Source organism: Leptolyngbya sp. 'hensonii', assembly GCF_001939115.1.
GTDB lineage: Bacteria > Cyanobacteriota > Cyanobacteriia.
The window spans coordinates 111,093-136,935 of record NZ_MQTZ01000003.1 but is presented as its reverse complement, the minus strand read 5'-3'; the positions used below and the strand labels follow the sequence as shown (position 1 = coordinate 136,935).

General features: G+C 52.9%; 22 protein-coding genes. 9 read left to right on the top strand and 13 right to left on the bottom strand.

Annotated features, from left to right (window positions below; translation table 11 throughout):
- The coding region (locus BST81_RS01945; protein WP_171974633.1) for a helix-turn-helix domain-containing protein at window positions 1-214 on the bottom strand (214 nt) is incomplete at its 3' end.
- Window positions 215-265: 51 nt separating this feature from the next.
- Here BST81_RS01945 and BST81_RS01940 point away from each other — a divergent pair.
- Both BST81_RS01940 and BST81_RS01935 read left to right on the top strand, forming a co-directional pair.
- Window positions 266-502 carry a hypothetical protein gene (locus BST81_RS01940; protein ID WP_075596856.1) on the top strand — a complete coding sequence of 79 codons (237 nt, stop codon included), beginning with the start codon at window positions 266-268 and terminating at the stop codon, window positions 500-502.
- A 32-nt stretch (window positions 503-534) separates the two neighbouring features.
- Complete coding sequence (locus BST81_RS01935) at window positions 535-2,655, top strand: Eco57I restriction-modification methylase domain-containing protein (protein WP_075596855.1); 2,121 nt, start codon at window positions 535-537, stop codon at window positions 2,653-2,655.
- A gap of 279 nt (window positions 2,656-2,934) precedes the next feature.
- Here the strand turns inward: BST81_RS01935 and trmD are convergent, their stop codons facing one another.
- Together trmD and BST81_RS01925 are read right to left on the bottom strand one after the other, a co-directional pair.
- On the bottom strand, window positions 2,935-3,627 hold the full coding sequence (gene trmD, locus BST81_RS01930; RefSeq protein ID WP_075596868.1) for a tRNA (guanosine(37)-N1)-methyltransferase TrmD: 693 nt from the start codon (window positions 3,625-3,627) through the stop codon (window positions 2,935-2,937).
- Window positions 3,628-3,791: 164 nt separating this feature from the next.
- On the bottom strand, window positions 3,792-4,145 hold the full coding sequence (locus BST81_RS01925; protein WP_075596854.1) for a hypothetical protein: 354 nt from the start codon (window positions 4,143-4,145) through the stop codon (window positions 3,792-3,794).
- Between the two features lie 178 nt (window positions 4,146-4,323).
- Between BST81_RS01925 and rsmG the strand changes: the two genes are divergently transcribed.
- The 3 genes from rsmG to BST81_RS01910 all read left to right on the top strand — a co-directional run bounded on the left by rsmG (window position 4,324) and on the right by BST81_RS01910 (window position 6,907).
- A complete protein-coding gene (gene rsmG, locus BST81_RS01920; protein WP_075596853.1) occupies window positions 4,324-4,995 on the top strand; it encodes a 16S rRNA (guanine(527)-N(7))-methyltransferase RsmG in 672 nt (223 codons plus the stop codon).
- Between the two features lie 2 nt (window positions 4,996-4,997).
- Window positions 4,998-5,492: a DUF1643 domain-containing protein gene (locus BST81_RS01915; protein WP_075596852.1), complete on the top strand. Its 495-nt coding sequence runs from the start codon at window positions 4,998-5,000 to the stop codon at window positions 5,490-5,492.
- 80 nt (window positions 5,493-5,572) lie between these two features.
- Window positions 5,573-6,907 (top strand): adenylosuccinate synthase, encoded by a 1,335-nt coding sequence (locus tag BST81_RS01910; RefSeq protein ID WP_075596851.1) that lies wholly within the window; start codon window positions 5,573-5,575, stop codon window positions 6,905-6,907.
- A gap of 16 nt (window positions 6,908-6,923) precedes the next feature.
- Here the strand turns inward: BST81_RS01910 and BST81_RS01905 are convergent, their stop codons facing one another.
- Window positions 6,924-8,600, bottom strand: coding sequence for an ABC transporter ATP-binding protein (locus tag BST81_RS01905; protein WP_075596850.1), 1,677 nt, complete (start codon window positions 8,598-8,600; stop codon window positions 6,924-6,926).
- A gap of 441 nt (window positions 8,601-9,041) precedes the next feature.
- On the opposite strand from BST81_RS01905, the gene BST81_RS01900 reads away from it, so the two are divergent.
- Entirely contained in the window at window positions 9,042-11,456 is a 2,415-nt protein-coding gene (locus tag BST81_RS01900) for a hybrid sensor histidine kinase/response regulator (protein WP_075596867.1), read from the top strand.
- A 109-nt stretch (window positions 11,457-11,565) separates the two neighbouring features.
- Window positions 11,566-12,915, top strand: coding sequence for a response regulator (locus tag BST81_RS01895; protein ID WP_075596866.1), 1,350 nt, complete (start codon window positions 11,566-11,568; stop codon window positions 12,913-12,915).
- A 6-nt stretch (window positions 12,916-12,921) separates the two neighbouring features.
- Here the strand turns inward: BST81_RS01895 and BST81_RS01890 are convergent, their stop codons facing one another.
- The 9 genes from BST81_RS01890 to BST81_RS01850 all read right to left on the bottom strand — a co-directional run bounded on the left by BST81_RS01890 (window position 12,922) and on the right by BST81_RS01850 (window position 23,173).
- On the bottom strand, window positions 12,922-13,497 hold the full coding sequence (locus BST81_RS01890) for a zf-TFIIB domain-containing protein (protein ID WP_075596849.1): 576 nt from the start codon (window positions 13,495-13,497) through the stop codon (window positions 12,922-12,924).
- Window positions 13,498-13,558: 61 nt separating this feature from the next.
- A complete protein-coding gene (patD, locus tag BST81_RS01885) occupies window positions 13,559-13,918 on the bottom strand; it encodes a heterocyst frequency control protein PatD (protein WP_075596848.1) in 360 nt (119 codons plus the stop codon).
- 10 nt (window positions 13,919-13,928) lie between these two features.
- A complete protein-coding gene (locus BST81_RS01880) occupies window positions 13,929-16,391 on the bottom strand; it encodes a family 10 glycosylhydrolase (protein ID WP_075596847.1) in 2,463 nt (820 codons plus the stop codon).
- Window positions 16,392-16,674: 283 nt separating this feature from the next.
- The gene (locus BST81_RS01875; protein ID WP_075596846.1) at window positions 16,675-18,549 is read right to left on the bottom strand and encodes a serine/threonine-protein kinase; all 1,875 of its coding nucleotides are present in this window, start codon (window positions 18,547-18,549) and stop codon (window positions 16,675-16,677) included.
- Between the two features lie 209 nt (window positions 18,550-18,758).
- Complete coding sequence (locus tag BST81_RS01870; protein ID WP_075596845.1) at window positions 18,759-18,965, bottom strand: hypothetical protein; 207 nt, start codon at window positions 18,963-18,965, stop codon at window positions 18,759-18,761.
- Window positions 18,966-19,021: 56 nt separating this feature from the next.
- Complete coding sequence (locus tag BST81_RS01865) at window positions 19,022-19,333, bottom strand: DUF3593 domain-containing protein (RefSeq protein ID WP_216351173.1); 312 nt, start codon at window positions 19,331-19,333, stop codon at window positions 19,022-19,024.
- A 49-nt stretch (window positions 19,334-19,382) separates the two neighbouring features.
- On the bottom strand, window positions 19,383-20,987 hold the full coding sequence (locus tag BST81_RS01860) for a peptide ligase PGM1-related protein (RefSeq protein WP_075596844.1): 1,605 nt from the start codon (window positions 20,985-20,987) through the stop codon (window positions 19,383-19,385).
- A 130-nt stretch (window positions 20,988-21,117) separates the two neighbouring features.
- Complete coding sequence (locus tag BST81_RS01855; protein ID WP_075596843.1) at window positions 21,118-21,570, bottom strand: DUF3531 family protein; 453 nt, start codon at window positions 21,568-21,570, stop codon at window positions 21,118-21,120.
- 610 nt (window positions 21,571-22,180) lie between these two features.
- Window positions 22,181-23,173, bottom strand: coding sequence for a Sll0314/Alr1548 family TPR repeat-containing protein (locus BST81_RS01850; protein ID WP_075596842.1), 993 nt, complete (start codon window positions 23,171-23,173; stop codon window positions 22,181-22,183).
- Window positions 23,174-23,608: 435 nt separating this feature from the next.
- Between BST81_RS01850 and BST81_RS01845 the strand changes: the two genes are divergently transcribed.
- Window positions 23,609-24,277: an ABC transporter ATP-binding protein gene (locus tag BST81_RS01845; RefSeq protein ID WP_075596841.1), complete on the top strand. Its 669-nt coding sequence runs from the start codon at window positions 23,609-23,611 to the stop codon at window positions 24,275-24,277.
- 292 nt (window positions 24,278-24,569) lie between these two features.
- Window positions 24,570-25,433: a cyanophycinase gene (locus tag BST81_RS01840; protein ID WP_075596840.1), complete on the top strand. Its 864-nt coding sequence runs from the start codon at window positions 24,570-24,572 to the stop codon at window positions 25,431-25,433.
- Window positions 25,434-25,843 lie beyond the last annotated feature (410 nt).

Genomic DNA, 25,843 nt, shown 5'->3' with positions numbered 1-25,843 from the left:
TCGTGGCTCGCACCGTATGTTCATGGCACTCAAAGACCTCGGCGATTGCCGGGGCGGTCCATCCTTGCGCATTCAGCCGCAGCATATGGGCACGGTCTCGGGTTCGTTGCGGCACGGTCGTGGCTAATCTCAGTTCAGCCAGGGTGCGGTCTTCCTCGTCACTCAGTTTGATTCGTAAGGGGGCAGGCACTAGAGACAACCAGTAGAGGGCCAAATCTATCTTATACTTTATCCCTCCGACCTACTTATTCAGCATCTGGAACGGTTGCTGGCTCTGGGGAACAGCCTTAACCTGGGACTGTCCATCGATCGGGCACAGGAATATTATTTCCAATGTCTGCGCAGTCAGATACTGCCCCGATGTCTGCAACAAATCCAGAAAATTCAGGCTGGGGAAGCATTAGATAGTTCCCATCCGGAAGTTCGGTATTTGCGGCAACTCCTGGAACTGGGTCACCAGTTGAAAACGGATGTCAACGGTTGGCTGAATGCACTATCTTAAGGCAGCAATGCCATGCTAGGAACACAAGCGTGATGGATCGACAGACGGTCCGGGTTTTCCTGCGCCAATATGGGAAACTGCTGCACCAACTCACCGGTGAACTGCATCAGATGACCCTGGGCAATCCCACCTGGGGTCAGGATAGTCCACCGAATGAACCTGATCCCGCCACGATCGCGAGGGCATGGATGGGGCAGATCCTGCTGCACCGCTTTACGGGGATCAGTTCCGCACAGGAAACCCCGATGGGGGATCAGATCGGCAGGGAGATTGAACGGCTCCTCGATCGATATACTTTTGTGCTGCGGGAAGAAACTGCCCCTACCCCTTTGACCCTCACGCCTGCCATTCTAGGTGAGGTGTTTGAACTTCCCCTGGTTTCATCTCAACGGAGATTGCGGGGTAATTTCTCTACCCCCTGGCCGATCGTCCGTTACATGTGCCGTCAAAGTCTGATCCCCTATCTGGCTAGTCTGCTCTCTCCTACCCCAGCCCTGACTGCTGCCGAACTATACACCGATCTGCAACAGTTGCTTGAGGTACAGCAGCTCACGGGGGCTCTGATGCCGCAGGCGCTGGTGCTGGATCGTGCCCTGGCTGACCTGAAAATCTGCGACCCGGCGATCGGGACAGGTGTCTTTGCTTTGGGCATGGTGCAAGCCATTGTCCAGACCCGTATTGCCCTGACACCCCACTTGCCCCCGGGGCAGCAGACCGCCCGGACTGCCTTTCAACTCAAGGTCCATACCCTGCAAGCCTCGATTCACGGTATGGATATTCATCCCCAGACGGTTGAAATGGCCCGATTACGCCTCAGCCTCTCTTTACAGGCGGAGCGTCCAGACCCGATCGAGCCCCTGCCGGATTTACAACGCACCATTCGCTGTCACAACTTTTTGTTGGAGCCGGTTCTGAACGATCAAAATCACTTTGACATTCTGATTGGCAATCCTCCCTATATCAGAATTCATAAGCAGGATCCGGCCCTCAAATCTTATTTCAAACAACAGTATGAGACCGCCCAGGGAGACTACGATGCCTATATTCTTTTCTTTGAACAAGGCATTCGGCTGCTGAAATCTGATGGGATTCTGGCTTATATTACCCCTGATAAGTTTCTCATTCGTTCCTATGGTGAAAAGCTGCGAGCACTCCTGTTGCAATATTCTATTCTGGAGTTTTTGGATGTTTCCAGAGCCCAGGATATTTTCCAGGCTGCTGCCTATCCGTTGATTACCATTCTGCAAAAGAATTGTCACACTGAATGGGTCAAAACTAAGGTTGCCAGTTGTTTGGCAGATCTAGATCGGGCCGAATCTGTCTTGCTCCCCAAACAATCTTTGCTCGATCGAACCAGCATTTCCTTATCTCTTCCGGGGCAGGCTCGGGTATTGGAAAAAATCCTCACCCATACCCGTTCCCTGCACCATGTTTTGGAACCCAAACAGATCTTCTGCGGTACTCCTCGGGCCAGAGATTACCATCGCTGGCAGAACTATATTGTGCCGGAACAGGATCTCTCAGATCCTCCCTCCAAGTATGAGGGCTTACGGGTCCTGGTTTGTGGCCACCTCAAACCCTATGTCATTGATGCCCAGAAGCGGGTGAGAACGATCGGTCATTTGATCGAAGCCCCTTATTTTTTAAATCGAGACGGCATTATTTCTCAACAACGCTGGCGAGACTTTTGTGAAACCCCCAAGATTTTAATCCGGGGCAATGATACCCGCATTACCGCTGTTTTAGACACCACAGGTTCCGTCTTTATTGGAATTTATGGGATCAAGATTAATCTCAAAATTAAAGACAGTTTTCTGTATCTTTTGGGGCTATTAAATTCCCGTTTATACCAGTGGATTTTTTCGATTCAAAATCGATCGGCCCGGATCGCAGGGAATTTCTTTTCGATTAATTCACAGCAAATTCTGGGACTGCCCTATCCAGAAATTTCTGTTTCTGAACAGGTATTCTTTTCCGAATCTGTCAGCAAAATTCTCAGGCTTACAGAAAGGAATAGCTATGGGCAAGATTCCGATCGGCAGGCTCAGATGAAAACCTTGCAGCAAGATCTCGATCGACAAATCTATCAGCTGTATCACCTGAGCGAATCAGAAATTGGGTTGATTGAACAAGAGACAGAGGGGATTTTGTAGGAAATTTTGCCAGATTTCTCTACCCAACCCCTAGCATGGCAAGCTTAAAATGTTGGTCTTGTTTTGCAGGGGGCCAGCCCCCTACACCCCCGTTGGAGGACACCGCGCCTCCTCCAAACCTCCTCAGCAAAAAGGTTTGAGGCTAACAGCTCGTCGGGATGCTTACGCACCTGACGTGGATAGTTTGATGCTTCCCAGGTCAGGTCCTAATTGTGCCAGCGATTCTTTACCCAGCACATTAGGCGACGCGCTACTACTTTTGCAAAGGCGTAATAGGCTTTAGGGATTCTGGCTCCTTACCCATTCGGCATAGAGATCGGGGCGACGATCGCGGGTGCGTTCAATCTGCTGGTCCTGCCGCCAGCGATCGATCGCCCCATGATTGCCCGACAGCAACACCTCTGGCACAGGCCAATCCCGAAAGATTGCCGGACGGGTGTAGTGGGGATAGTCCAACAACCCAGCCTCAAAGCTCTCGGCTTTCAAAGATTCGACTTTTCCTACTGTTCCGGGCAGTAGCCGGATGACTCCATTTACCAGAGTCAGAGCCGGAATTTCCCCACAGGTGAGGACAAAATCCCCCAGGGAGACCTCTCGCGTGACCAGATGCAGGACGCGCTCGTCAACGCCTTCGTAATGGCCGCAGATCAGCACCAGTTGGTCGAAGGTCGTCCATTCCTCGAACATCCGCTGGTTCATTGTCTTACCCTGAGGCGTAAACAGAATTACGTCTTGCTGGGACAGCCTTGGAAGGGATTCCACAGCCGCAAAGATGGGTTCCGGTTTCATTACCATCCCCACCCCACCGCCGTAGGGTTCGTCATCTACCTTATGATGCTTATCTGTTGTAAAGTCGCGGGGGTTGATCAGATGAACCTCAGCAATCTGCCGGGCCAGAGCTTTCCCCAATAATCCTGAGCTGAGAGGAGAGGAAAAGAAATCGGGGAAAAGGGTGACAATGTCGAAGCGCACAAGAGATTGACCTGGAAGGAACTGGCAGGCCAACGACCTGCATCATGCTCCATTATTATTCAGTTTTTTAATCAGTTCCTGAGAATCCTGCTCCGACTCAAAATCGCGGTTCCAGAAGAGGACCCCAGATGTCCAGATTTGGGGCATGCTATGCCCCAGCGCCCTTACTTCTTGATGCTCCGAGCCATATTCCGGAACATGTCCATGCTGGTATCTGTCTGGCGGCGCTCAGCAACCCGTTCATCCTTGATGGAGACAGGGGTCTCTGGAGCAGATTCAGAAGGTGCTGAAAATTCTGTTCCCTGTTTTTTCTCAACCGCAGAAATCTGTTCAATGATTTCGATTTCGCCCTTGGAGCTGGGAAAGGTGCGTCGGACAGTTTTGGCAGTACGCATATAATCCACGTTGCCCATGGTTTTTGCTTCATCCGCATTCAGGAAATAGGAACCAGATGATTGCCCTTGAGACGCTTCATTTTGATTGTTTGAACCCCAAAAACCCTTGATAAATCCAACCATGACCGTGTTTCTAACCTAAAAATTAAACTTACATTATGTAATGTAAAGCATCGCTAAGATTTTTTTCAATAAAAATGAGTGAATGCTCACTTTAGACAACAGAACATTAATTAAATGATTCATATCTGATTGAACAAAATAGGTGGTACCTTAAAACCTGCACTGATAGTCTCTTCCCATGCCTGTTTCCCTTCCCAACCTGACGACAATCTGGCAAGAGACGATCGGCTGGCAACCCGATTCTGATCAGGTGCAGCAGTTTCAACAGCTTTACGACCTGCTCCTGGAAGGGAACCAGTCCCTCAATTTGACTCGCATTACTGAACCTGAAGAATTTTGGGAAAAGCACCTGTGGGATTCCCTGGTGGGGGTACGCCGCTTTCTGTCATCCTCCTTGCCCCCCCAGAAGGTGATTGACATTGGCACGGGAGGAGGGTTTCCGGGCCTCCCGGTGGCGATCGCCTGTCCCACCTGGTCTGTGACCCTTGTGGACGGCACCCGAAAAAAGATCGATTTTCTCAAAGCCCTGATTGCCCGCATGGAGCTGAAAACCGTCCAGACCCTCCACGATCGAGCCGAGATCCTTAATCGGCGATCGCCCTATCAATCGAGCTATGATCTGGCCCTAATTCGAGCTGTAGGATCGGCTATTGCCTGCGCTGAGTATGCCTTGCCGTTTTTGCGAACGGGCGGAGTCGCCGTTCTCTATCGGGGTCAATGGACCGATGGGGAAGCGGTGACCCTCGCCCCTGTCCTGGAACAGCAGCAGGCGACCCTGGAGGAGATCGATGCCCTCACGACTCCTCTGAGCCGGGGCATTCGCCACTGCCTGTATTTGAAAAAATTGTGAGTATGGGAGCTATTTTCGACGCTACAGCCACCTACCGCTATACCCTCTGGCGAGCATGGGAACAGGGCAATTCTCGACTTTGTTTCATCCTCTTGAATCCCAGTACAGCCGATGCCACCCAGAACGATCCAACCATCCGGCGCTGTCTGGGCTTTGCCCGATCGTGGGGGTTTGCCTCCCTGGAAGTAGTGAACCTGTTTGCCTATCGGGCAACAGACCCCTTGCAATTACGGCAGGTGCAGGATCCGATCGGTGCGGAAAATGATCAGTACCTGATGCAAGCGATCGGGCGATCTCAGAGGACCATTCTGGCCTGGGGAAATCGGGGAACCTGGAAAAACCGACATCAGGCAGTCCTGGAATTGTTATCCCCGAATCAGGCAGCTTACTGCTTGGGCCTGACCCAGATCGGACAGCCTCGCCACCCTCTCTATACAAAAAGTAATATTCAGCCACAACGGTTGGCTTGGCGCCTTGAGTTTGCAACAAAGGCTTAACAATCTCATGTGTCTGAGTTGACATGCTGAAAGTTGCTTGCTGATAATGATAATTTGTGAGTTTGGCATTTGAGACACCCTTGGCTAACGTAATCGTAATCGGTGCCCAGTGGGGCGATGAAGGAAAAGGCAAGATCACAGACTTGCTGAGTAAATCCGCAGATGTGGTGGTTCGTTACCAGGGGGGGGTGAATGCCGGTCACACGGTCGTAGTCAAAGATCAGACCTTCAAGCTGCACCTGATTCCCTCGGGGATTCTATATCCAGACACGGACTGCATTATTGGTTCCGGGACAGTGGTTGACCCCAAAGGATTGATCGCTGAACTCGATCAGTTGGCCGCTCTGAACGTCTCAACCCAGAATTTAATGATTTCTGAGACAGCCCATGTGACGATGCCCTACCATCGGCTAATCGATCAGGCTGCGGAGGAGCGCCGGGGCGCAAGGCGGATTGGCACCACAGGCCGAGGAATTGGTCCCACCTATGCGGACAAATCAGAGCGTAGTGGGATTCGGATGGTGGACCTGATGGATGGGGAGTCCCTGGCAGAGAAACTGCATTGGACGATCGCAGCCAAAAATGTGATTTTAGAAAAGCTTTACAATCTCCCCTCCCTGGACCCGGAAGCCGTTACAGAAGAGTATCTGGGCTACGCCGAGCGACTCCGACCCCATGTAGTTGATTGCTCCCTGAAGATTTACGAGGCGGTGCAGCGGCGACGCAACATTTTGTTCGAGGGAGCCCAGGGCACCCTGCTGGACCTGGATCACGGCACCTATCCCTATGTCACGTCTTCGAATCCGGTAGCGGGAGGAGCTTGCATTGGAGCTGGGGTGGGTCCGACGATGATCGATCGGGTGATTGGCGTTGCCAAAGCCTATACCACTCGGGTCGGTGAGGGACCCTTCCCCACAGAGCTGGATGGCATGCTGGGCGAATTGCTCTGCGATCGGGGGGCAGAATTTGGGACCACGACGGGCCGGAAGCGTCGCTGCGGCTGGTTTGATGCCGTTATTGGTCGGTATGCCGTGAGGATTAATGGTCTTGACTGTCTGGCCATTACCAAACTGGATGTGCTGGATGAGATGGATGAAATTAAGGTCTGTGTGGCTTACGAAATTGATGGCCAGATCTGCCAGGATTTCCCCAGTGATTCCCGCCGATTGGCCCTCTGTAAGCCCGTTTATAAAACGATGCCGGGGTGGAAGCAATCTACGGAACAATGTCGGAATCTGGAAGACCTACCCCAACAAGCTCTCGACTACCTCAAGTTTCTGGCCGAGTTGATGGAAGTGCCGATCGCGATCGTCTCTCTGGGAGCTAGCCGCGACCAGACGATTATTGTCGAAGATCCGATCCACGGTCCCAAGCGGGCACTGCTTTACACCAACGACACCTCAGCCGTTGCTTGATGCTGCCTGACAGGTTCTACAGCTCCCGACTGCGGACCAGTAAGGGCGCTGCCTGAAGCAGGGTCTGAGTATAGGGATGCTGGGGGCGAGTAAAGAGATCCTGGGTGGGTCCCAATTCCACAATCTGGCCTCCATGCATGACCGCGATCCGATCGCAGAAGAAGCGGGCTACCCAGAGATCATGGGTAATGAACAGGTAGGTGAGATTGAACTCCTGCTTGAGCGCCAGCATTAGCGCCAGCACCTGAGCCTGAATCGTGGCATCCAGCATGCTGACGGGTTCATCACAGATCAGTAATTGGGGACGGGTAATCAGGGCTCGAGCGATCGCCACCCGCTGTTGCTGCCCCCCCGAAAGTTCTGCCGGATAGCGCTGGCTGTAGTCTTCCACGGGGGTTAGCCCCACCCGTTCCAGCATCTCCAGGGCCTGTCTCTGGGCTGCGGCGGCATCGGCTAAGCCATGGATCAGCAGAGGATCGGCGATCGCCCGTCCCACCGTCATCATCGGATTTAGGCAGGCATGGGGATCCTGAAACACCATCTGCATCTGGCGGCGCTGCTGCCGCATCTCCTGGCGGGAGAGGTCCGTCAGGGATTGCCCCAGGAATTCTACCTTCCCGGCTGTGGGCCGGATCAGTTGCAGGATGGTGCGGGACAGGGTGCTCTTGCCGCAACCTGATTCCCCCACCAACCCCAGAATTTCCCCCGGATACAGGTCCAGATCAATCCCATCTACTGCCTTGATTGCAGGAGCTGGCCCGGACAGAAGGCGAGCCATAAAATTCTGTTCCAGGGAGTAATATTGCTTCAAATTCTGCAGTCGCAGTAAAGGCTCCCCTTGCTCCAGTGCCGGGGCCGTCTGCTGGTTAGCCTCAGCACTCCGTTGCAGATGCAGGGCCGACTGCAGCAGAGCCTGGGTATAGGCATGCTGGGGATGGTGCAGGATCGTTTCTGTGGTCTCCAGTTCCACCAGTTTGCCCTGGTACATGACCGCCATGCGATCGCAATATTCGGCCACCATCGCCAGGTCATGGGAAATCAGCATCAGCCCCATCTGCCGTTCAGCGCAGAGACGGGTCAACTCCTGCAGAATTTGGGCCGAAATGGTGACATCCAGGCTGGTGGTGGGTTCATCTGCCACAATCAGCTTTGGATTCAGTAACAGAGCCAGGGCGATCGCCACCCGCTGCCGCATGCCGCCACTGAACTCATGGGGGTACTGGGACCAGCGGTTGGCCGGAATGTTCACAGCCTCCAGGGTGGCGATCGCCTGCCCTTTGGCCTGTCGGTAGGTCAACTGGGGCTGGTGAGCCTGCAGGGTTTCGATACAGTGGTCCCCGATCGTCATTGTCGGGTTCAGACGCGTCATCGGGTCCTGAAACACCAGGGCCACCACTTCTCCCCGAAAACGGCGTAGCTCCTCCGGGGAGAAATCAACCACAGATTGACCCCAAAACTGAATCTGGCCTTCAATATGGCTTGAAGCGGGTAACAGGCGCAGGATGGCCCGTCCCAGGGTGGATTTACCACAGCCCGACTCCCCCACCAGGCCCAGTTTCTCCCCTGGTTGCAGGGTGAGGGAGACATCATCTATGGCCCAGTTCAGTATGGCAGGCTGGTGAGTCATCCCAGCCGACTGACGGTTGGGATAAGCCACCCGTAAATTCTGAATTTGCAGCAAGGCTTCATCCATAAATGATGATTATCCCAAACCTGAACCTTCTTATTATCTATGGCTGTGTCACAGCCAGGGGCCATGACAAAATCAACCCTGTGAGGGATGAACTGTGGCAAGGTTGCTCATTGAACAACCCTCTCACCGGGCAACGATATCTATCAGCCAGGACATCTTTCGGGAATTCTACCAGTAATACATCAAGAGCCAATGATGTCGTTAGCCTGGGAGGGTGGATGGGCATCCTAGGAGATAACAGCGCTTTTTCCTCAACTGAGGATCCTGAATTTAATGATTCCGAGAGTTTCAGCCCTCACCCCCTGCCCCTCTTCTGTCGGGAGAGGGAGGTGAGGGCAAGCAGAAGTTTGGTGATGTTATTTAATCCTCATTCCTAAGCCTAGTCTCATGCTATCGAACTCCCCAAAAATTGATGAACCCATAGTTTTGGGATCCCAGTTATTGACCTCCCAAAAAACAGTCAAGCCCTCCCGCAGTTTGCTCACCCGTCTCATCGTTGGGGGCACAACCCTGGTTGTGGGCGTAGCAGCCTACTTTAGCTATCAAGTTGTCCGTAATGCCACCCTCGAAAATCTGAAGGAAAATGCATTTTTGAAGGTCAGTCGTGGTGCAGATGAAATTGACAAGTGGATTGCTCTGAGGAAGTCCGAGACTGAGGCGATCGCAAGCATTCCCATCACCAGAACGATGAACTGGACCACGATCACCCCCCATTTTGAAGCAGAATATCAGCGCCTCAAATCCTTTGAACCTCTCCTGGGGATTATCGACTCCGAGGGTGAGTTCTTCAATCTGCTCAAGGGACGTACCAACATCAATCTGAAGGATCGGCTTCACTTTAAGCGGGGAATGGCAGGAGAACCGACCGTCATGGACCCAATGCTGTCACGGGTCAACCGCAGGCATATCATTGTCTTCGCAGCACCGATCTGGTCTGGCCCTCCTCAAGCTGCATCCAGACAACCGATCGGCGTGGTGAATGCCCCTGTCGGCATTGAAAAAATTACGAACGTCGTGGGGGATCTGAAATACGGGAATGGCAGCTATGCCTTTGCGCTCAACTCTAAAGGGGAAGCGATTGTTCACCCCAACTCGGCCCTCATGTCCACCCTGGAAAAGCCTGCCCCGAGTCTGATCAAGTCGAATGATTCAGCCCTGGCTATGATCAGTCAGCGGATGGTCGATCGGAAAACGGGCATTGAACGGGTTACTTTAGATGGGGTTGACAAGTACGTCGCTTTTTTGCCCCTGAAAGAAGCCAACTGGTCAGTGGCCCTGGTGATTCCCCGTGAGAACATTGAAGTCCAACTGCGGCTTCTGGATGGGATTGCTTTTGTGGTCCTGATGTTGACCGGAACCCTAATTGGGGTGCTGGCCTATGTGCAATCCTCGGAGCAGGCCCAACTGAAAAAATCTAAACTGGCTGCCGATGCTGCCAACCAGGCCAAGAGCGAGTTTCTGTCGAACATGAGCCATGAACTCCGGACTCCCCTGAATGGCATTCTTGGTTATGCCCAGATCCTCACTCGCTCCAAAACCTGGGGAGAAAAAGAGCAGCGGGGGATTCAGATTATTCACCAGTGCGGATCCCATCTGCTGACCCTGATCAACGATATCCTCGACCTGTCCAAAATCGAAGCCCGCAAGCTGGAACTCCATCCCGCTCCCGTCTACTTGCCTGCCTTTCTGCAGAGTGTGGTCGAGATTTGCCGGATCCGAGCTGAACAAAAGCACCTGGAGTTTATCTACGCTCCCGATGCCAGCTTACCGGCAGCGGTGTATGCCGATGAGAAACGGTTGCGCCAGGTGCTGATTAACCTGCTGGGCAATGCAACCAAATTCACGGATAAAGGCTCCGTTATTTTCAAAGTTGAGGTTTTAGATCATCCGGTGTCTACGCCCGCATCGGATCCTCTGGCAGCGCACCTGCGCTTCACGATTGCAGATACAGGAGTGGGAATTGCACCGGATCAAATTGAGGCGATCTTTAAGCCCTTTGAGCAGGTGGGCGATCGTACCCGCCAATCTGAAGGCACTGGCCTGGGACTGGCGATCAGCAGCCAGATTGTTGCCCTCATGGGGGGAGAGATTCAGCTCAAGAGCCAGCCAGGAGTCGGCAGTGATTTTTCCTTCGAGGTCAGATTGCCCCTGGCTACAGACTGGGTGAGAGATAGCAGCACCGAATCAGGTCGAGTCCTGGTGGGATATGAGGGCGATCGCCGCACAATCCTGATCGTCGATGATCGCTGGGAAAATTGTTCTGTTCTGGTCAGCCTGCTGGAGCCCCTGGGCTTTAACCTGGTTGAAGCGGAAAATGGTCAAGTGGGGCTGGAAAAAGCCGCAGCCCAGCCCGATCTGATCATCACCGACCTGGCCATGCCCGTCATGGATGGCTTTGAGATGCTGAAAACATTGCGTCAGGATGACCAACTGCGGCATCTAAAGGTAATTGTTTCCTCTGCCTCGGTTTCCGACATGGACCGGCAGGAAAGTATCGAGGCTGGTGGCGATGACTTCCTGGCCAAACCGGTTCAGGCCGATGAGTTATTCCAACAGTTGCAACAACATCTCAATCTCACCTGGATCTACCAGACGCAAGAGGTAGCTCCCTCCACACCAGAGATGGCCATTGCTCCCGCTTTGACCCGTGAGTCTGCAGGAATTCCCGATCGGGATACCCTGCAAGTTTTTCTGGAGATGGCTCAGCAGGGACGACTGAAGACGTTGATCGAAGCTGCCAGAGAATTGGAAACCAATAGTCCAGAGATGCAAGCTTTCCTGCAGCAGGTGATCCAACTTGCCCAGGCTTTTCAGGCCGAAGAACTCGAACAACTGTTTGGACAATTCCTGCCGTAAGTGGGGGGCAATCTCAGGGCCAAAAAGGTTGACCATGGCCCTTTCTCCCTCAGGTCCATCCCCATACTGCATTAATACCAACCCTCTGAGCAATTTTCTGGCACAACCTATGGCCTCTCAATCTTCTGAGCTGATTCTGATTGTTGATGACACCCCTGCCAACCTGGATGTAATCTCAGATGCCCTGGCCGATGCTGGCTTTGAAGTGGCGATCGCCATCAGTGGCGAACGGGCCATCAAGCAACTCCAACATCGCCTGCCCGACCTGATTTTGCTGGATGTGATGATGCCCGGTATCAGTGGGTTTGAAACCTGCCGCCTGCTAAAAGCAGACCCCAAAACCCAGGACATTCCTATCCTGTTCATGACGGCCCTTTCCGATGCCGAAAACAAGATCAAAGGATTTGATCTGGGAGCTGTCGATTACATTGCCAAGCCCTTTCAGGAAGCTGAAGTGCTGGCGCGGGTGAAAACCCATCTGCAATTGCGGAAACTCACGAAAACCCTAGGGGAACAGGTTGCCCAGCGGACTGCTGACCTGACCCAGGCTTTGCAAAACCTGCAAACCTCACAAATGCAGATGGTGCAAAGTGAGAAAATGTCAGCTCTCGGCAATTTAGTTGCGGGGGTGGCCCATGAGATTAATAACCCCCTTGGGTTTGTCAGTGGGAATATCAGTCACCTGAGCGGCTATCTGCAGGATTTATTCAATCTGCTTCATCTTTACCAGGAACATTGCCCACAGCCGGGAACAGCCATTCAGGCCGCGATCGAGGAGATCGATCTGGACTACCTGCGGGCAGATGTGCCCAAGCTGCTGGACTCAACTCAGGAAGGGTTGCGGCGAATTCAAAACATCAGCACCAGTTTGCGCACCTTCTCCCGAACAGACAGCGATCGTCCTGTTCGCTTTAACCTGCATGACGGTATCGAGAGTACGCTGCTGATCCTCAAGCATCGTCTCCGGGCCAATGACGACCGTCCTGAAATTCAGGTGATCAAGGACTATGGGGCCTTACCGGAGGTCGAATGTTACGCTGGCCAGCTCAATCAGGTCTTCATGAATCTGCTGGCCAACGCGATCGATGCTCTGGAGGATGGGAATCAGGGCCTCACCCCTGAGGCGAGCAGCACAACGCCCAACCAGATTACAATCAAAACCGAACTCTCTGACCAGGGGCGATCTGTCGTCATTCGCATTCGGGATAACGGAATTGGCATCCTCCCTGAGGTACAACAAAAGATCTTCAACCACCTGTTCACAACGAAGGACGTGGGCAGGGGCACTGGGTTGGGATTGGCAATTGCCCACTCTATTGTGGTGGATAAACATGGTGGCACATTGGATGTCACCTCTATCCCCGGTGAGGGCTCAGAGTTTGTTGTGATGATTCCAGTCCAGGCCGGGACTCCAACAGTTGCCCCCAGAATGACGGCAGGTTGTGCCGGATCTCGATAATTCTGGTCACCTATTCTCCGTGGACACAGGCCGATCGAAGCGACGCATGAGATAAGCTACCCCAAAATCTCCATTCGGGTGATCCTGCAGGGCATCGGCCAGACCAAACACCTGATCAGCCAGTTCCTGACCCAACTTATCGATCATGGCTTGCCGCTCCTGGGAGAGATGCTCCCGCTCCCTGGCCCTGGCCTGCCACTCACTGGAAAATAACCGCTGAATTGAAGTATGGAGGCCCAGCTTTTCCAGCACCTCCCACTCCCCATAGTCGCACCAGATGCCGCCGCACTCCAGACAGCGTTCTACGTAGAAGGGCGTCTTCAGTCCCACCCTGGCCCGAGACAGGTAATGCCTACAATCAGGACACAGCCCTCCTTTGGCATCAAAGGGAGACTGAACATACTCCACATCCAGGGTTTCCGGGAAAACGTCCTGATTGCTCTGAGGTTGTCTGGCCTGCCATGCCTCGTATTGTTCAGCCGGAATCCAGGTGCCTTTGCAGTCTGGGCAACATTTGACTGCGAGATCACCACTGATCTGACTGTTCACCAGGAGTATCTTCCGGTCTTTGGGACAATGCATGGCTGACTTCGATGAAGGTACAGGATATAGGGTACCGGAAAAGGTTAAGGCCAGGGAAAGATCATGCCTTCCCCTGCAGTACAACCTCACAGTAGCCCGCCAGGGTCGTCAACCGATCGCGGATCTGGGCCTGCCGTTGCTGGGTGGTGGCGGGCTGGCGAGCCGCCTGTAGAAACGAAATATCCACAGCGAGCAACCGCAGTTGCTTATTGGTTTCAGTCTGGAGGGCTTGCAACCGCTGGGAGATCGCCCCATCCCCCGGATTAAGGGTCAGGATTTGCAGTTGAAAGAATTGCTGGACCTTGAGAAATTCCGCCTGTAGCCTGACCCGATCGGGATTGGCCTGGACCACCTGATCTTGCAAGCCGGTTAACAGGCGCTGGAATTCTCTGTAGGACTCGTGATAGAGCGGAGGTAGCATGATGCCACGCCTAACTGCGGAAGGCAGTGCGTTTGCCATATTGCAGCAGGCGATCGATGGCAGTCAACTGGTTTTCCCAGGTATTGACCTGATAGGACTGTCCCAGAGCAGGCAGGCGCAGTAAGTCTCGAAACTGACCCCGAAATTCACCTGTCAGTTCCATGGCCCGATCTAGATGGGCTGGGGTCGGTTGTTCTGCCAGTTGGCTCAAAGCGACTGCTACGGCTTCTGACTGGGTACGCCAATTCACTAATTCCTTTTCCCGAAACCGCAATTTGCCTCTTGTAATCAGGAATTCCCACTCTCGTTGCAACCCGGCATACCGGATCGCGGCTGTGGCAAAGGGTTGGCGGTAGGGAATCGGTTCCTGGGGAATGGGTTGGGGGAGCTTCTGAGTCTGACTGAAAATCAACTGCAGCCGATCGCTGAAGTGCTGCATGGCAAACAGAGAATATCCACCCCCCGAAAGATTGCGAATCGCCTGAATCTGGTCGATCGTCATTAACTCGGGCAACTTAAACAGGTAGATACCGGGCATGACCAGAGCCCCACCCAGATCCACCTGCATCAGCCAGGGCTGCACAATTCGCTGAAAGCGATTGGTATCGGCGGCATAGGACATGGGCACAATCAGGTCTACATTGCCCTCCCTGGCCCAGACTTCCCATTGCTGTTGCAGCTTCTGCAAACGCTCAAATTCTGAAATGGGAAAGACTGCCGCTGACAGGATCAGGCGGGGCCGCTTTGGCCGCAGGGTCTGGGCCACCTCTGCCACAAAACTGTTCACCTGCTGGGTACGAAAATCAGTCCACTGTTGCCACAGCATCTGGGCCGATCGATCCGGATTACGGGGCGACAGGGTAATCGGATCCACCCCGGTCAGGCGTTTGAATTGCTGGCGGGCGGCCATTCCATAGCCATAGGTCCGATCGGCACTGGGATCTTGGAAGGGGTAGCGAATATAGTCCAAATGGAGACCATCCACCTCATAACGGGTGGCAATTTCGGTGAAGATCTGGAGCAAATAGGCTCGCACCTCAGGGTTAGCCGGGTCCAGAAAGGGTTTGTTCTGACCAAGAGGGACAATCCTACCCTGATTATCCCGGTTGGCCCAATCTGGATGGGCTTCCAGGATGGGACCGGGATAGCTAACCGGGAGCTGCACCAGTTTATTGTGCTTCTGATTGCCAGCGGCAAATACCCAAACCCAGGCATGCAATTCCATCCCCCGCTCATGGGCCAGTTTGACCGCTGCTGCCAGTGGGTCCCAGCCTTTAGTCAGGGGGTTCTGTCGGGGAGCGATCTTGCTGGGATAGATGGGGTAACCGGCATTGATCGTTTCCAGGAAAATGGTGTTGATCCGGGCGGCGGCCAGGCGATCGAACATGAGCGCCAGTTCTTTTTCGGAGCCTGCCTGAACAATGGTGCCCCGATCAAGCCAAACAGCGCGGATTTCAGGTTGGGCAAAGGGCTGATCCAGGGGATAGCTGTCCCATAACAATTGCCGGGCCTGCAGCCACTGACGGCGAGCCATGGCATAATCACCCTGCTCGACGGATTCAGAAAAGGCTCGAATCAACTGGCGGGCTGTGGCCAAAGCGTTAGCCCCTGCGGGAGATGCCTGATCAGCGGCGGTGGGGGCGATCGTCATCGCCTTCAATTGGGAAGATTGGAGATTGGCTGGATTTGCAGCCGCAGCATTGACCGCCAAAAGGGCACTTTCCACCCGACCAATCAGATTTTCCAGCTCTTGCCGTAGGGCGATCGCATCCAGGGCATTGATCGGCAATGGCCCTGCTGTGACTTCAGCGCCGGGAGGGGCCACCTGTTCTGCCGGGTCTTCTGAAACCGGTATCTCCTCGTCCATCGACCAGGGCTTGCCCCCAGTTGAGGTGGTCTTGGTCTCCACAGGCCAGGTTCCAGCTATCGCCGCCCCTGCCGTTGCCGGACTGACCCTTGGGGGGGTAGGGGTTACAGCCCCAGGTTCATTTTGTTCCAGAACGGTCTTTAACCAGCGACTATCGAACCCGCCTTTATCGGTAGTGGGGGCAGCGTAAGTTACTTTCAGAGCCTGCAGGGTCTGGCTGATCGACGGGGAGGCATTATTCCCGATCGGGCCACTGGCAATGATCCGTCCTCCCTGACTGACCCAGTCCTGGAACAGTTGCACCTGTTCCTTCGTCAGACCTTTGAGGTTGGGCAGGAAGATGACCGTGATGCCCTCCAGGTCCTGAGGCCGCTGGAGCTGTTGCAGGTCGATCGTCTGATAGGCTGTCCCCATCTCTCTTAGACGATCGACGATATCTGACCATTGAGTCGCATTATCTGGACTACGGACCACGCCAAGGACTGTCCTGGCGGCGGCTGGTAAGAGCGCCACTGTCAAATGGAACCAGAACCCCAGCAACAACCCACTCAGTATTTTGGTGGCTCGACCCGAATCAAACCCGGCTCGTTTGTGTAACAACACCATCTCCCCCAACGTTATTCAAAAAGCATATCTCTGAACTCAGACCTTATTCCGGATTGTGATTCTAACCCAGGCGTTCAGCACAGGCATTGTGGGCAACGTCTCCCTTGCCTACAAGCCCTTTAGTTTTGAATCGGTATAATAACCAATTTCTCGATGTTTTAGCTCAACCAGGGCAATTCAGTTAAGCTGCCTTGGTTGTTCATCGGGTTGGGTCGTGTCCCCTGTAACACCGGACCCTGATCAATAATTCCCTGATATTAAAAAAATCTGTCAGAGTATCCGCCTATCGGCTGATCCGCCACAGCTTAATCACCTTATCGGCACTGCCACTGGCAATGATTTGGCCATTGGGACTGATCGCAACCGCATTCACCCACCAGCTATGTCCATTCAGGGTGTGAATGAGTTTACCAGAAGCCAGCTCCCAAACTTTAACGGTGGTATCGTGGCTCCCACTGATCAGGCTCCGACTATCTGCACTGATGGCCAGGGAAGAAACGGCATCAGAATGGGCTGTCAGGATATGCATCATCTGATTCGTTTTGAGATTCCAGACCTTGATGGTGCTGTCATCGCCCCCGCTGACCAGAATTTGGCCGTTGGGACTGATCACAACCGAGTTGATGCGGCTGGCATGGCGAATCGGAGTGGCCAGGCTCTGGCCTGATTCCAATTGCCAGAGTCGCACCGTTCGATCGCCGCTACCACTGGCCAGGACCTGCCCATCGGGGCTGATCGCAACTGCATGCACAGGGCCTGTGTGCCCTGTCAGGGTTTGCATCAGGGTGCCAGTTTTTAAATCCCAGATGCGAACGGTTCGATCGTCACTGCCGCTGACCAGAAGTTGTCCTCTGGTTTCCAGGGCCAGCGCATTGACCCAATTAATATGGTCTACAAAGGTATGCAGAAGTTTCCCCTTCTCCAGGTGCCAGAGCCGGATCGTTTTATCGCTACTCCCACTGAGCAGGATCTGCCGATTAGGGTGAATCAGCACGGCATGAACTGCGCCGATATGATCGGTCAGGCTATGGAGGAATGTGGAAGTTTCCAGATCCCAGAGCCGGATTGTTTTATCGCTGCTAGCACTGGCCAGCCGTTTTCCATCTGGACTGATCGCAATGGCGCGAATCCGATCGGTGTGCCCCACCAGCGTCTGATAGTTTTGCCAGAATTGCCCAGACGGGGGGCCATTGTAATCGGGGAGAGGGGGGACTGGCGCTGCGAGGGGACGGGGTGGGGCGGGGGGCAATCCATCGATCGCGTCCAGTTCCCGCAGGACTTCACTGGCAGATTGATACCGCTCTACGACTGCATCTTTGAGTAGTTTGTCCAGAATCTGTTCCAGGCGATCGCTGATCTTGACCCCCATACTTGCCAGATGATCTCGCCAGATCCAGCGACCGGCCATCGGATCAAACAGGCTGTCGGGCTTGACCCTTGTCAGCAGATGAACGCAAGTTGCACCCAGGCTATAGAGGTCACTGGCCGGATAGGCTTTGCCTCCCCGCCATTGTTCGATCGGCGCGTAGCCCTCTGTGCCAATTTTTGTCCCCACCGCCTTGGTCAGGGGAGAAGTGGATAGTTGCTTGGCCACTCCAAAGTCAATCAGTACCAACTGTTTGCTTCCCTTAGAGCGGATGATATTGGCCGGTTTAATATCCCGGTGAATCACATTCCGTTCATGGATAAAGGTCAGGACCGGCAGCAGATCGGCAAGCAGGGAGCGGATTTCCGGTTCATTGAAGGGACCGCGCAGATGCAGCTCTTGAAACAGGTTATAGCCTTCGATGAACTGCTGCACCAGGTATAGTCGTTTCTCCTGCTCAAAATAGGCGAGCAGCGTCGGGATTTGGGGATGCTCCCCCAGTTCATCCAGTCGCATGGCCTCCTGATTAAACAGCCGAATGGCCCGATCGAGGGAAGCCTGTCGGAGAGTATTGGACCCCAGCGTCTGGGGCACAAATTGCTTGATTACACAGCGAGTCTGTAACCGATGTTCATCCACAGCCACATAGGTTCTGCCAAATCCTCCCTCTCCGATCGGCAAGAGGGCTCGATAACGCTCCTTCAGCAGCAACAGGGACCCACAACATTGGCAAAACTTTGCTGGCAGAGGGTTTTGAGGCTCAACACAGTCAGGATTAAGGCAGTAACTCATAGAGCCGAGTATGGGATCGCGGACATGATACCCGTGAATACACTTATCATAACGGGGAGTGCGGAGGGGAGAAATCAAGTCTGCGATTTGATTTCAAATCGGAACTTTATCGCGTTTGGGCTGCCTGGACGGCGACAATCTTTGCAACTCAAGAGACAAAATATTATGGTCCATGTCCATTCAACAATTGGTTGGACTAACAATATTGACTAACCCCTCGTCATCCATGGAATAAAGAGCCGACCTGCCCCTAAATAGTTGTCGATTTCCAGGGCAATTTCAGCAATGCTAACAGCACAGTCTTCCCGGTATTCGCGCTCACTCAGCCGATGGACGCTCCCGATCGTCAGCACTGGTAGAGAGGTAGGTGTATTTTCTTCCCGGATTACCTGCTCTAACGAGTTTTCGCCGTTCATGTTGCGATGAGCGGATGTTGGCTAAACAAGTTCAACTAAACGTCTAGAACCGGAAGTCAGGATTTCTTGATATCTGATAATTCTTGTCGCTGCTGTAAGATTGCCTGCCGGAAGCCCAGGACCACCAGAATATTGGACAGGGTAAGAAAAAATTCTGCCCCCCCGTGGAGCCAATCCACATTGGCCAGGGCTGCACCATACTTCACCCTGGCGTAAATCCCGGCAGGGATGGTGATGGCGACAAAAACCAGGGTCATGTAAAAACCGACCAGAGCCAACCGGGGCACCTGGCGAGAGCGGGTCATAAACCAGAGGAACCCCAGATAGGGAAACAGGGATAGGGCAAACAAGGTGTCTTTAGACAGCATCAGTTGAAAGTCTCCAAAGGCAACAGCATCATACAACGTCTGCAACCCATCATTCCCGTCCTCTCCAGGTAATGGGTAGTTCCGGGGGGGACATCCAGGCGGGATGGTTGGCCCGATGCTGGGTCTCGTCATCTAGAACTTTAACCACCTTATTGTAGATTTCCTCAGCTTGTTGGGGAGAGTTGCCGATGCTGGTTACGCCCAGCTTACCGAACTCAGACAGACACCCCATCAGGTGAAACACAGTTCCTGTCTCAGTCCCAGAATCAAAATGGAGTTGGTGATGGGCAATCACATCCATTAGATCATTGGGCAATAAGCCCTGATACCGCTCTTTCTGCAAATTATCAGTGGCAATGTAATATTTGGAGCGCCCCTGCTGACTGTAGAACAGGCCACTGGATAGGTCATAGCGGCCATTGGTGAGTAGGCGCAGGGTCATAAAGGGATGGGTCGTTCCCCCTTTGCGCAGGTTAATTTCGATCGCAGAGATGTCCCATTCCAGACTTTCTATCCCAGGACGACGCACGGTCAGGAAATCCACGCCAAAGCGCTCCATCGCTCCCTTCTCCGCCAGATTCTTACCTACCCGACGGCCCAGTTCTTGCAAACGCAGTCGGTAGGACTCCTCTGCCGGAAATCGACAACCCAGGTAAATTTGCCCATCCGGTCCTCCGAGGATCTGATCGTGGGTGGAAAGGATTTCCACCTCCCCCGTTGGGGCAATGCGGCCCTGCACGCTCGGCGATCGTTTTTCCTGCCCCTCGATGAACTCCTCTGCGATCGCACCCAATTCTGGAATCCGGCTGGAGAAATTCTCCCAGGTTTCCCCCTTGGCCTGGAAGCCCAGATGGAGAAACCGGCCTCGCATCAACGACACCCGTTCCTTCTGGGTCGTGGCTTCGGTCAGATCGCTCTGGACTGGGCGCAGGTCTAGCATGGCGTTCCCCTCGCCCGAAAACCCTTCATTCAACTTAATCACCATCCGACGCAGAGCTGGCCTTTGTTCCCACAGTTCTGTCGCTGCGATCGCCAGTTCCTCCACGCTCCAGGTCAGCCCACTCCCGGCAGGGAGGGGAATGCCACATTCGGTGAAAATCTGCCGACTGCCGCTCTTCGTCCCCCAATAAAGCAGGGCCGGGTCCAGGGCATAGAGGGGCACCTGAAGCTGCAGAGCCAGATCCCGCTCCAGGGTGGTGGAGTTAAAACAAATCATGTAAGACTGCTGCCGCAGGGATTGGCGAATGCGCTCGATCAGGCGAGGCCGTTCCAGGATCTTCTGGCTCAGGGGTTTGAGGGAGGAATCGTAGGTGGAAAACAGGAGCAAGCGATCGCGGGCATGGGAAAAGGGAATACCCGGTAGCAACTGGAGATAGTAGTCAATGATGCTGGGATGGAGGGGTTGAGAGGTGACGTAAACCAGACGGGTCTGGGGATTCCGCAGGCGAATCAAGGAAAAGAGGAGCCGCTCTTCATAGTGATGAAAGCCTTCCACCTTCTTCAATTCCCGTTGATCCAGGCTGAGGGAGGGCACTACCAGAATATCGGCACTGCTCAGGTCAAAGGTTTCCAGCGTTTGCCAGCGATCGCGGAGTTGCATCTGCAATTCCCGAAATTGCTGCGCCTGGTCCATCGGGAAGCTTTTGCTTTGCATGGTCCCATCGGTTACCAGCCCATCAACAGCAATCTTAGGCGAATTTTAGAACCCGACCTCAGAAGTTGTTAACTAACGCAAGCCTTAGTGACTCAGACCCCTTGATTGGCTTTGGATAAAATGGCCCACCCTAATTTTCATCTGCAAATCGGGCGCGGCTGCGGCTCCCAGTGATCGGCCAATCTTCGTTCTGGCCGCCAAGAATGAGCTGCTCGATTGTCACATAATCCTTGCTGAACTGTTGCAGGGCATTGATCAAGACATCCAGGGCGATCGCATCGCTGGTGCCCAGGTCAAACCAGCACCGGCCCCAATTGCCCTCATATTCAAAATCACCCATGTTATGCATGAGAGCCATCAAACTCTCCTCAGCATTGCCCTCGTCATATTCCATATAGCTGAGATCCAAACCAGTATCCTGCACCTGGAGATTCTCCGCATTGAAGCCCCCCAATTTACCCAGGAAAAACCAGGAGTTGAACACCTCCTCGATATACTGTTTTTCCAGTTCGGACGGGTAATTGCTGAACTCAACCCAAAACCAGACATCAAAGGGATCAAACTCGCGAAAGGAAACTTGCATTCAGCCTTGCCAATGGTCGATCGTCATTTGTTTATTGTCATGGGTTATGGGTCATTTGTCATTTGTCCTATCTGGAGGGTGGGGTGATCAACCCATAACCAATCTCCAAGCCCTAGTGGTAAGTCAATCAATGATTGACGGTCAACCAAAATCCAGGTTGTTGATTGGGGTTAAATTTTGCGGGTCTTCGACCCGTCAAAATTTTCCTGACGGAACACTAGTGGTAAGTCAATCGATGATTGACGGTCAACCAAAATCTAGGTTGTTGATTGGGGTTAAATTTTGCGGGTCTTCGACCCGTCAAAATTTTCCTGACGGAACACTAGTGGTAAGTCAATCAATGATTGACGGTCAACCAAAATCCAGGTTGTTGATTGGGGTTAAATTTTGCGGGTCTTCGACCCGTCAAAATTTTCCTGACGGAACACTAGGGACTAAAGTCGCAGCTATGCGGACGTAACCTGCGAAGGCAGGTTACGGAAACCCTTGACTTTCCTGAGTCCCCGCAGGTGGACTTCGCTCTTGTAGTCGTGGTTTACTTCAAGAGAAGCCGCTTTGCGGCTATAACCGCCAGACACTTTTAACAATCCCAATGACCAATGACCAATAACTAAATCTTAGGCATGTCGCTGGACTTTGGCCCCCATAGCCCAGCTCGCAGGTCAATCTGATCTCGCAGGGCCACACATTGCCGATCTTTCTTGTCCACCTTGACTTGGTTCATGCAGTACTCGAAGAACACCTGCCAAACCAGGCTGCGAGGCAATTGATCCGGTTTTTTCAGGGCCTTTTGGAAGGCAGGAACTGCTGCGGCATAAAAGGCTGGATTACTTTGCTGATTTCCTTTTAGGGTGAGGATTTGAGCTTTCAGATAATTGGCTTCGGGTTGGTCCGGATTGTGCTTTAAGGCCCGATCGACATATTCCAGCGCCTGATCGTACTGGCCCAGATCTCGATAGCCCAGGGCAATGCCCCGATCAGCCAGGTAACGGGGAGCGGCATACTGCTCCAATTTCTGAATTGCCTGTTCTGGATGGGAGAAGGGCAGGTTAACGGCAATCATCAAGTCCATATATCCCCGAACAATATTCACCTCTGGATCCTGGGGAGCGGCTTTCTCAGCTGCATTCATATACTTAAACACTAATTGCAGTTTCCGCAGGGCTCCCGGAGTTCCTCGCACCGGGCCTTCCTGGACCAAGCTGTAGGCTCCTTCCATAAAATGACCGATCGCCTGATAGAGATTGCCTCGTACCGGATCGGTGGCCACCATTCTCTCTGCCGTTTCACGGGTCAAAATGGCATTGGAGCGCAGGGCCTCCAAATCCTGGGCGGTATAAGCCAGGGAGGCTCTCATGGCATAAACCAGTGGCTCATTTGCCTCTGCATCTCGAAGAAATTTCTGTGCGGTCTGGTAATCCCCTTTTTCAAAGACAGCTTTGAAGGCCGCTTCCGTCTTCTCCCCGATCGGCCGAGCATTCTCCACTCGAAAGGGGTCTTTAGCCAGAGCGGGTTGAAGCCAACCAAACCCCACCGTGCCAGACAGCAGGGAGACAAGGACCCCGCTGGTGCTAATGACTTTCAACATTCTGGAATAAACCATAACCACACCTTGGCGTTAAAACAGTTGATGGAAGAAACAGAGCGGTCTATAAACTGTCGATTCAATTTTCCAGAAGTTCCAACAAATTTCCGGTCTGAATTGGAGAAGATCCTACAGTAAATTTTATTAGAAGCAGGTAGAGGTATCGGCTAGTAGGTAAGAACCCCCACCCCCTTCGAGGAATCGGGAGTCAATCCGATAGAAAAAGTTCCATCAGCCTACAGGAGACCTGCGAGTAGACCCCATAATCGTAATCAAGCCAGCGAATCAGGGACTGGGATATCTTGGAAATAGGTTTGGAGTCTAAAGCCTGCTATGACCCAGGGTTAATCAGCTGGATGTCAATCAGCTACATGTTAATTCAGTTGCAAGATTTGACGCCCTACCTTGCCTCAAGTTCCACCTCGATCAAATTTAGCCATCTGACCCCTGTTAATGCTTTATCTCAAAAATCTGACTTATCATCCCGCCGTCTCATCGGTCCCGATTCTCAAATCGATTAACCTCCAACTCGCGCCCCAACAGATGGGCTTGGTTGTCGGCCCTAGTGGTTCCGGAAAAACCACCCTGCTGGAAATCCTGGCCGGATTGGCGGAGAAAACCAGTGGGGAAGTCCTCTGGCGGGAACAGGAGTTGTTGCCGATTGATCTCCGTTATTTGGGGGGGCTGGTCTTTCAGTTTCCGGAGCGACATTTCTGTGGCGGCACCATTCTGGAAGAGTTGCGCCTGGGGCACCCGGAGCTGAGTTCCGATCGGGTTCACAAAGCTTTAGATGAGGTTGGTCTGGATCACCTCTCCCTGCAGACCTCACCCCATTCCCTCAGCGGGGGCCAGCAACGCCGTCTGGCACTGGCAGTACAATTGATTCGGGAACCGCACCTGCTGTTGTTGGACGAACCCACTGCTGGCCTTGATTGGTCTATGCGACGGCAGTTGGTAAGTCTTCTGGCCCGACTCAAACAGGAGTGGATGCTCCTGGTGGTCACCCACGACGCCGGGGATTTACTGGAGATCGCCGATCGGTGCTGGACACTCCATCATGGGAATCTGCAACAAGGTGCTGAGCCCCAGACTCTGAGAACCAATTCTCAGATTGGGTCTTGATCTGTCGAGAATCCTTGATCCTTTGTATAAAATACTCAGAATTATGTATAAATAATTAACTATATCTTCCTTTGGTTTTGATACAGCTCCAAACGGTAAATGCACTGTAGTGGATTGAATAAATCCCTACAGATACTTCTCGACCTTACTCCGGTAGGCTCTTTGCAACAATTTACAGGTAGTGACCTGAGAATCAGGCGAGTGAGATGGCAAGATGAATGAAGGCAGCATTCCTCTCTCTGTCAGTAGGCTACTGGGGCAACTGATAAATTTTAGGTCCAGAGACGCGACTATGCTGCGATTAGAATCTCAATTTCTCACAGAACGGATGCCTCAACCCACCAAAACTGCCGTAATGATTATTGGCGGTGCAGAAGATAAGGTCCATGGTAGAGAGATCTTACATAGCTTCTTCTACCGTGCTGGCGGTGCTGATGCGCGAATCGCAATTCTACCCTGTGCCTCGCGAGAACCAGCGATTTTGGGCTCCAGGTATCAGAGTATTTTTGAAGACATGGGGGCCAAAACGGTTGCGATTTTGGATATCCGAGATCGGGACCAGTGTGAAGACCCTGCCTGGCAAGAATTCCTGGAAGATTGTACGGCTGTCTTTATGACGGGTGGCGATCAGCTTCGCCTCTGTTCTCTGTTGGCGGATACTCCCATGATGGATAAGGTCCGGATGCGGGCTCAGCGAGGCCAGATTACCCTGGCTGGGACTAGTGCTGGTGCCGCAGTTATGGGGCATCACATGATTGCGGGCGGGGGGAGTGGGGAACATCCCAACCGCTCCCTGTCTGACATGGCGATCGGTCTGGGGATTATCCCCGAAATCATTGTGGACCAGCACTTCCACAACCGAAACCGGATGGCCCGATTGCTGAGTGCGATCGCCGTCAACCCCGATCGCTTGGGGGTTGGAATCGATGAGGACACCTGTGCCTTGTTTGAAGGGGATGGCCTGCTGCACGTCATCGGCAAAGGAACAGTGACGGTGATTGATCCGAAGAAAATGTCTTATACCAACCAATGCCTGGTGGAAGAATCCACTAGCCCCCTCAGTCTGCATGATTTGCGGGTTCATATTTTGACCCACGGCGATCGATATGACCTGAAACGACGGGAATCTATTCCACCTGAAACAGTATCCCGCTGAAACGGTTTGGCACGATAGCGCTGGTTCCATCTGAGAAATGTTAAAAAATAATTCTAAAAGTTGACATCCAGACGACGGTTTTCTGCGACACTAGATAATGACTTGACCTGTATAGGGTGATAGAGTCTGGACAAAACAGCCTAGAAAGTTTCATCATTTGCTGCTTGGCTGAATTAATCTGAAAAACAATTAAAGTCTGCTATCTCTCTGCCTGAGGAGAGGGGAAAGAATCGCAGGCTGGTTCAGATGTCTGGCAACCTATCATCTATTGGCTTCTACAACATTTGCAACTATGAAAGCGTGAAATAATTGATGTTATTTAAGTTTTTATTGGCTAGTTATTTATGTTGGATTAATTAGAAATATTTGGAAAACTGTTCACTGTGAACAGTATACGGTGTCATTAACCT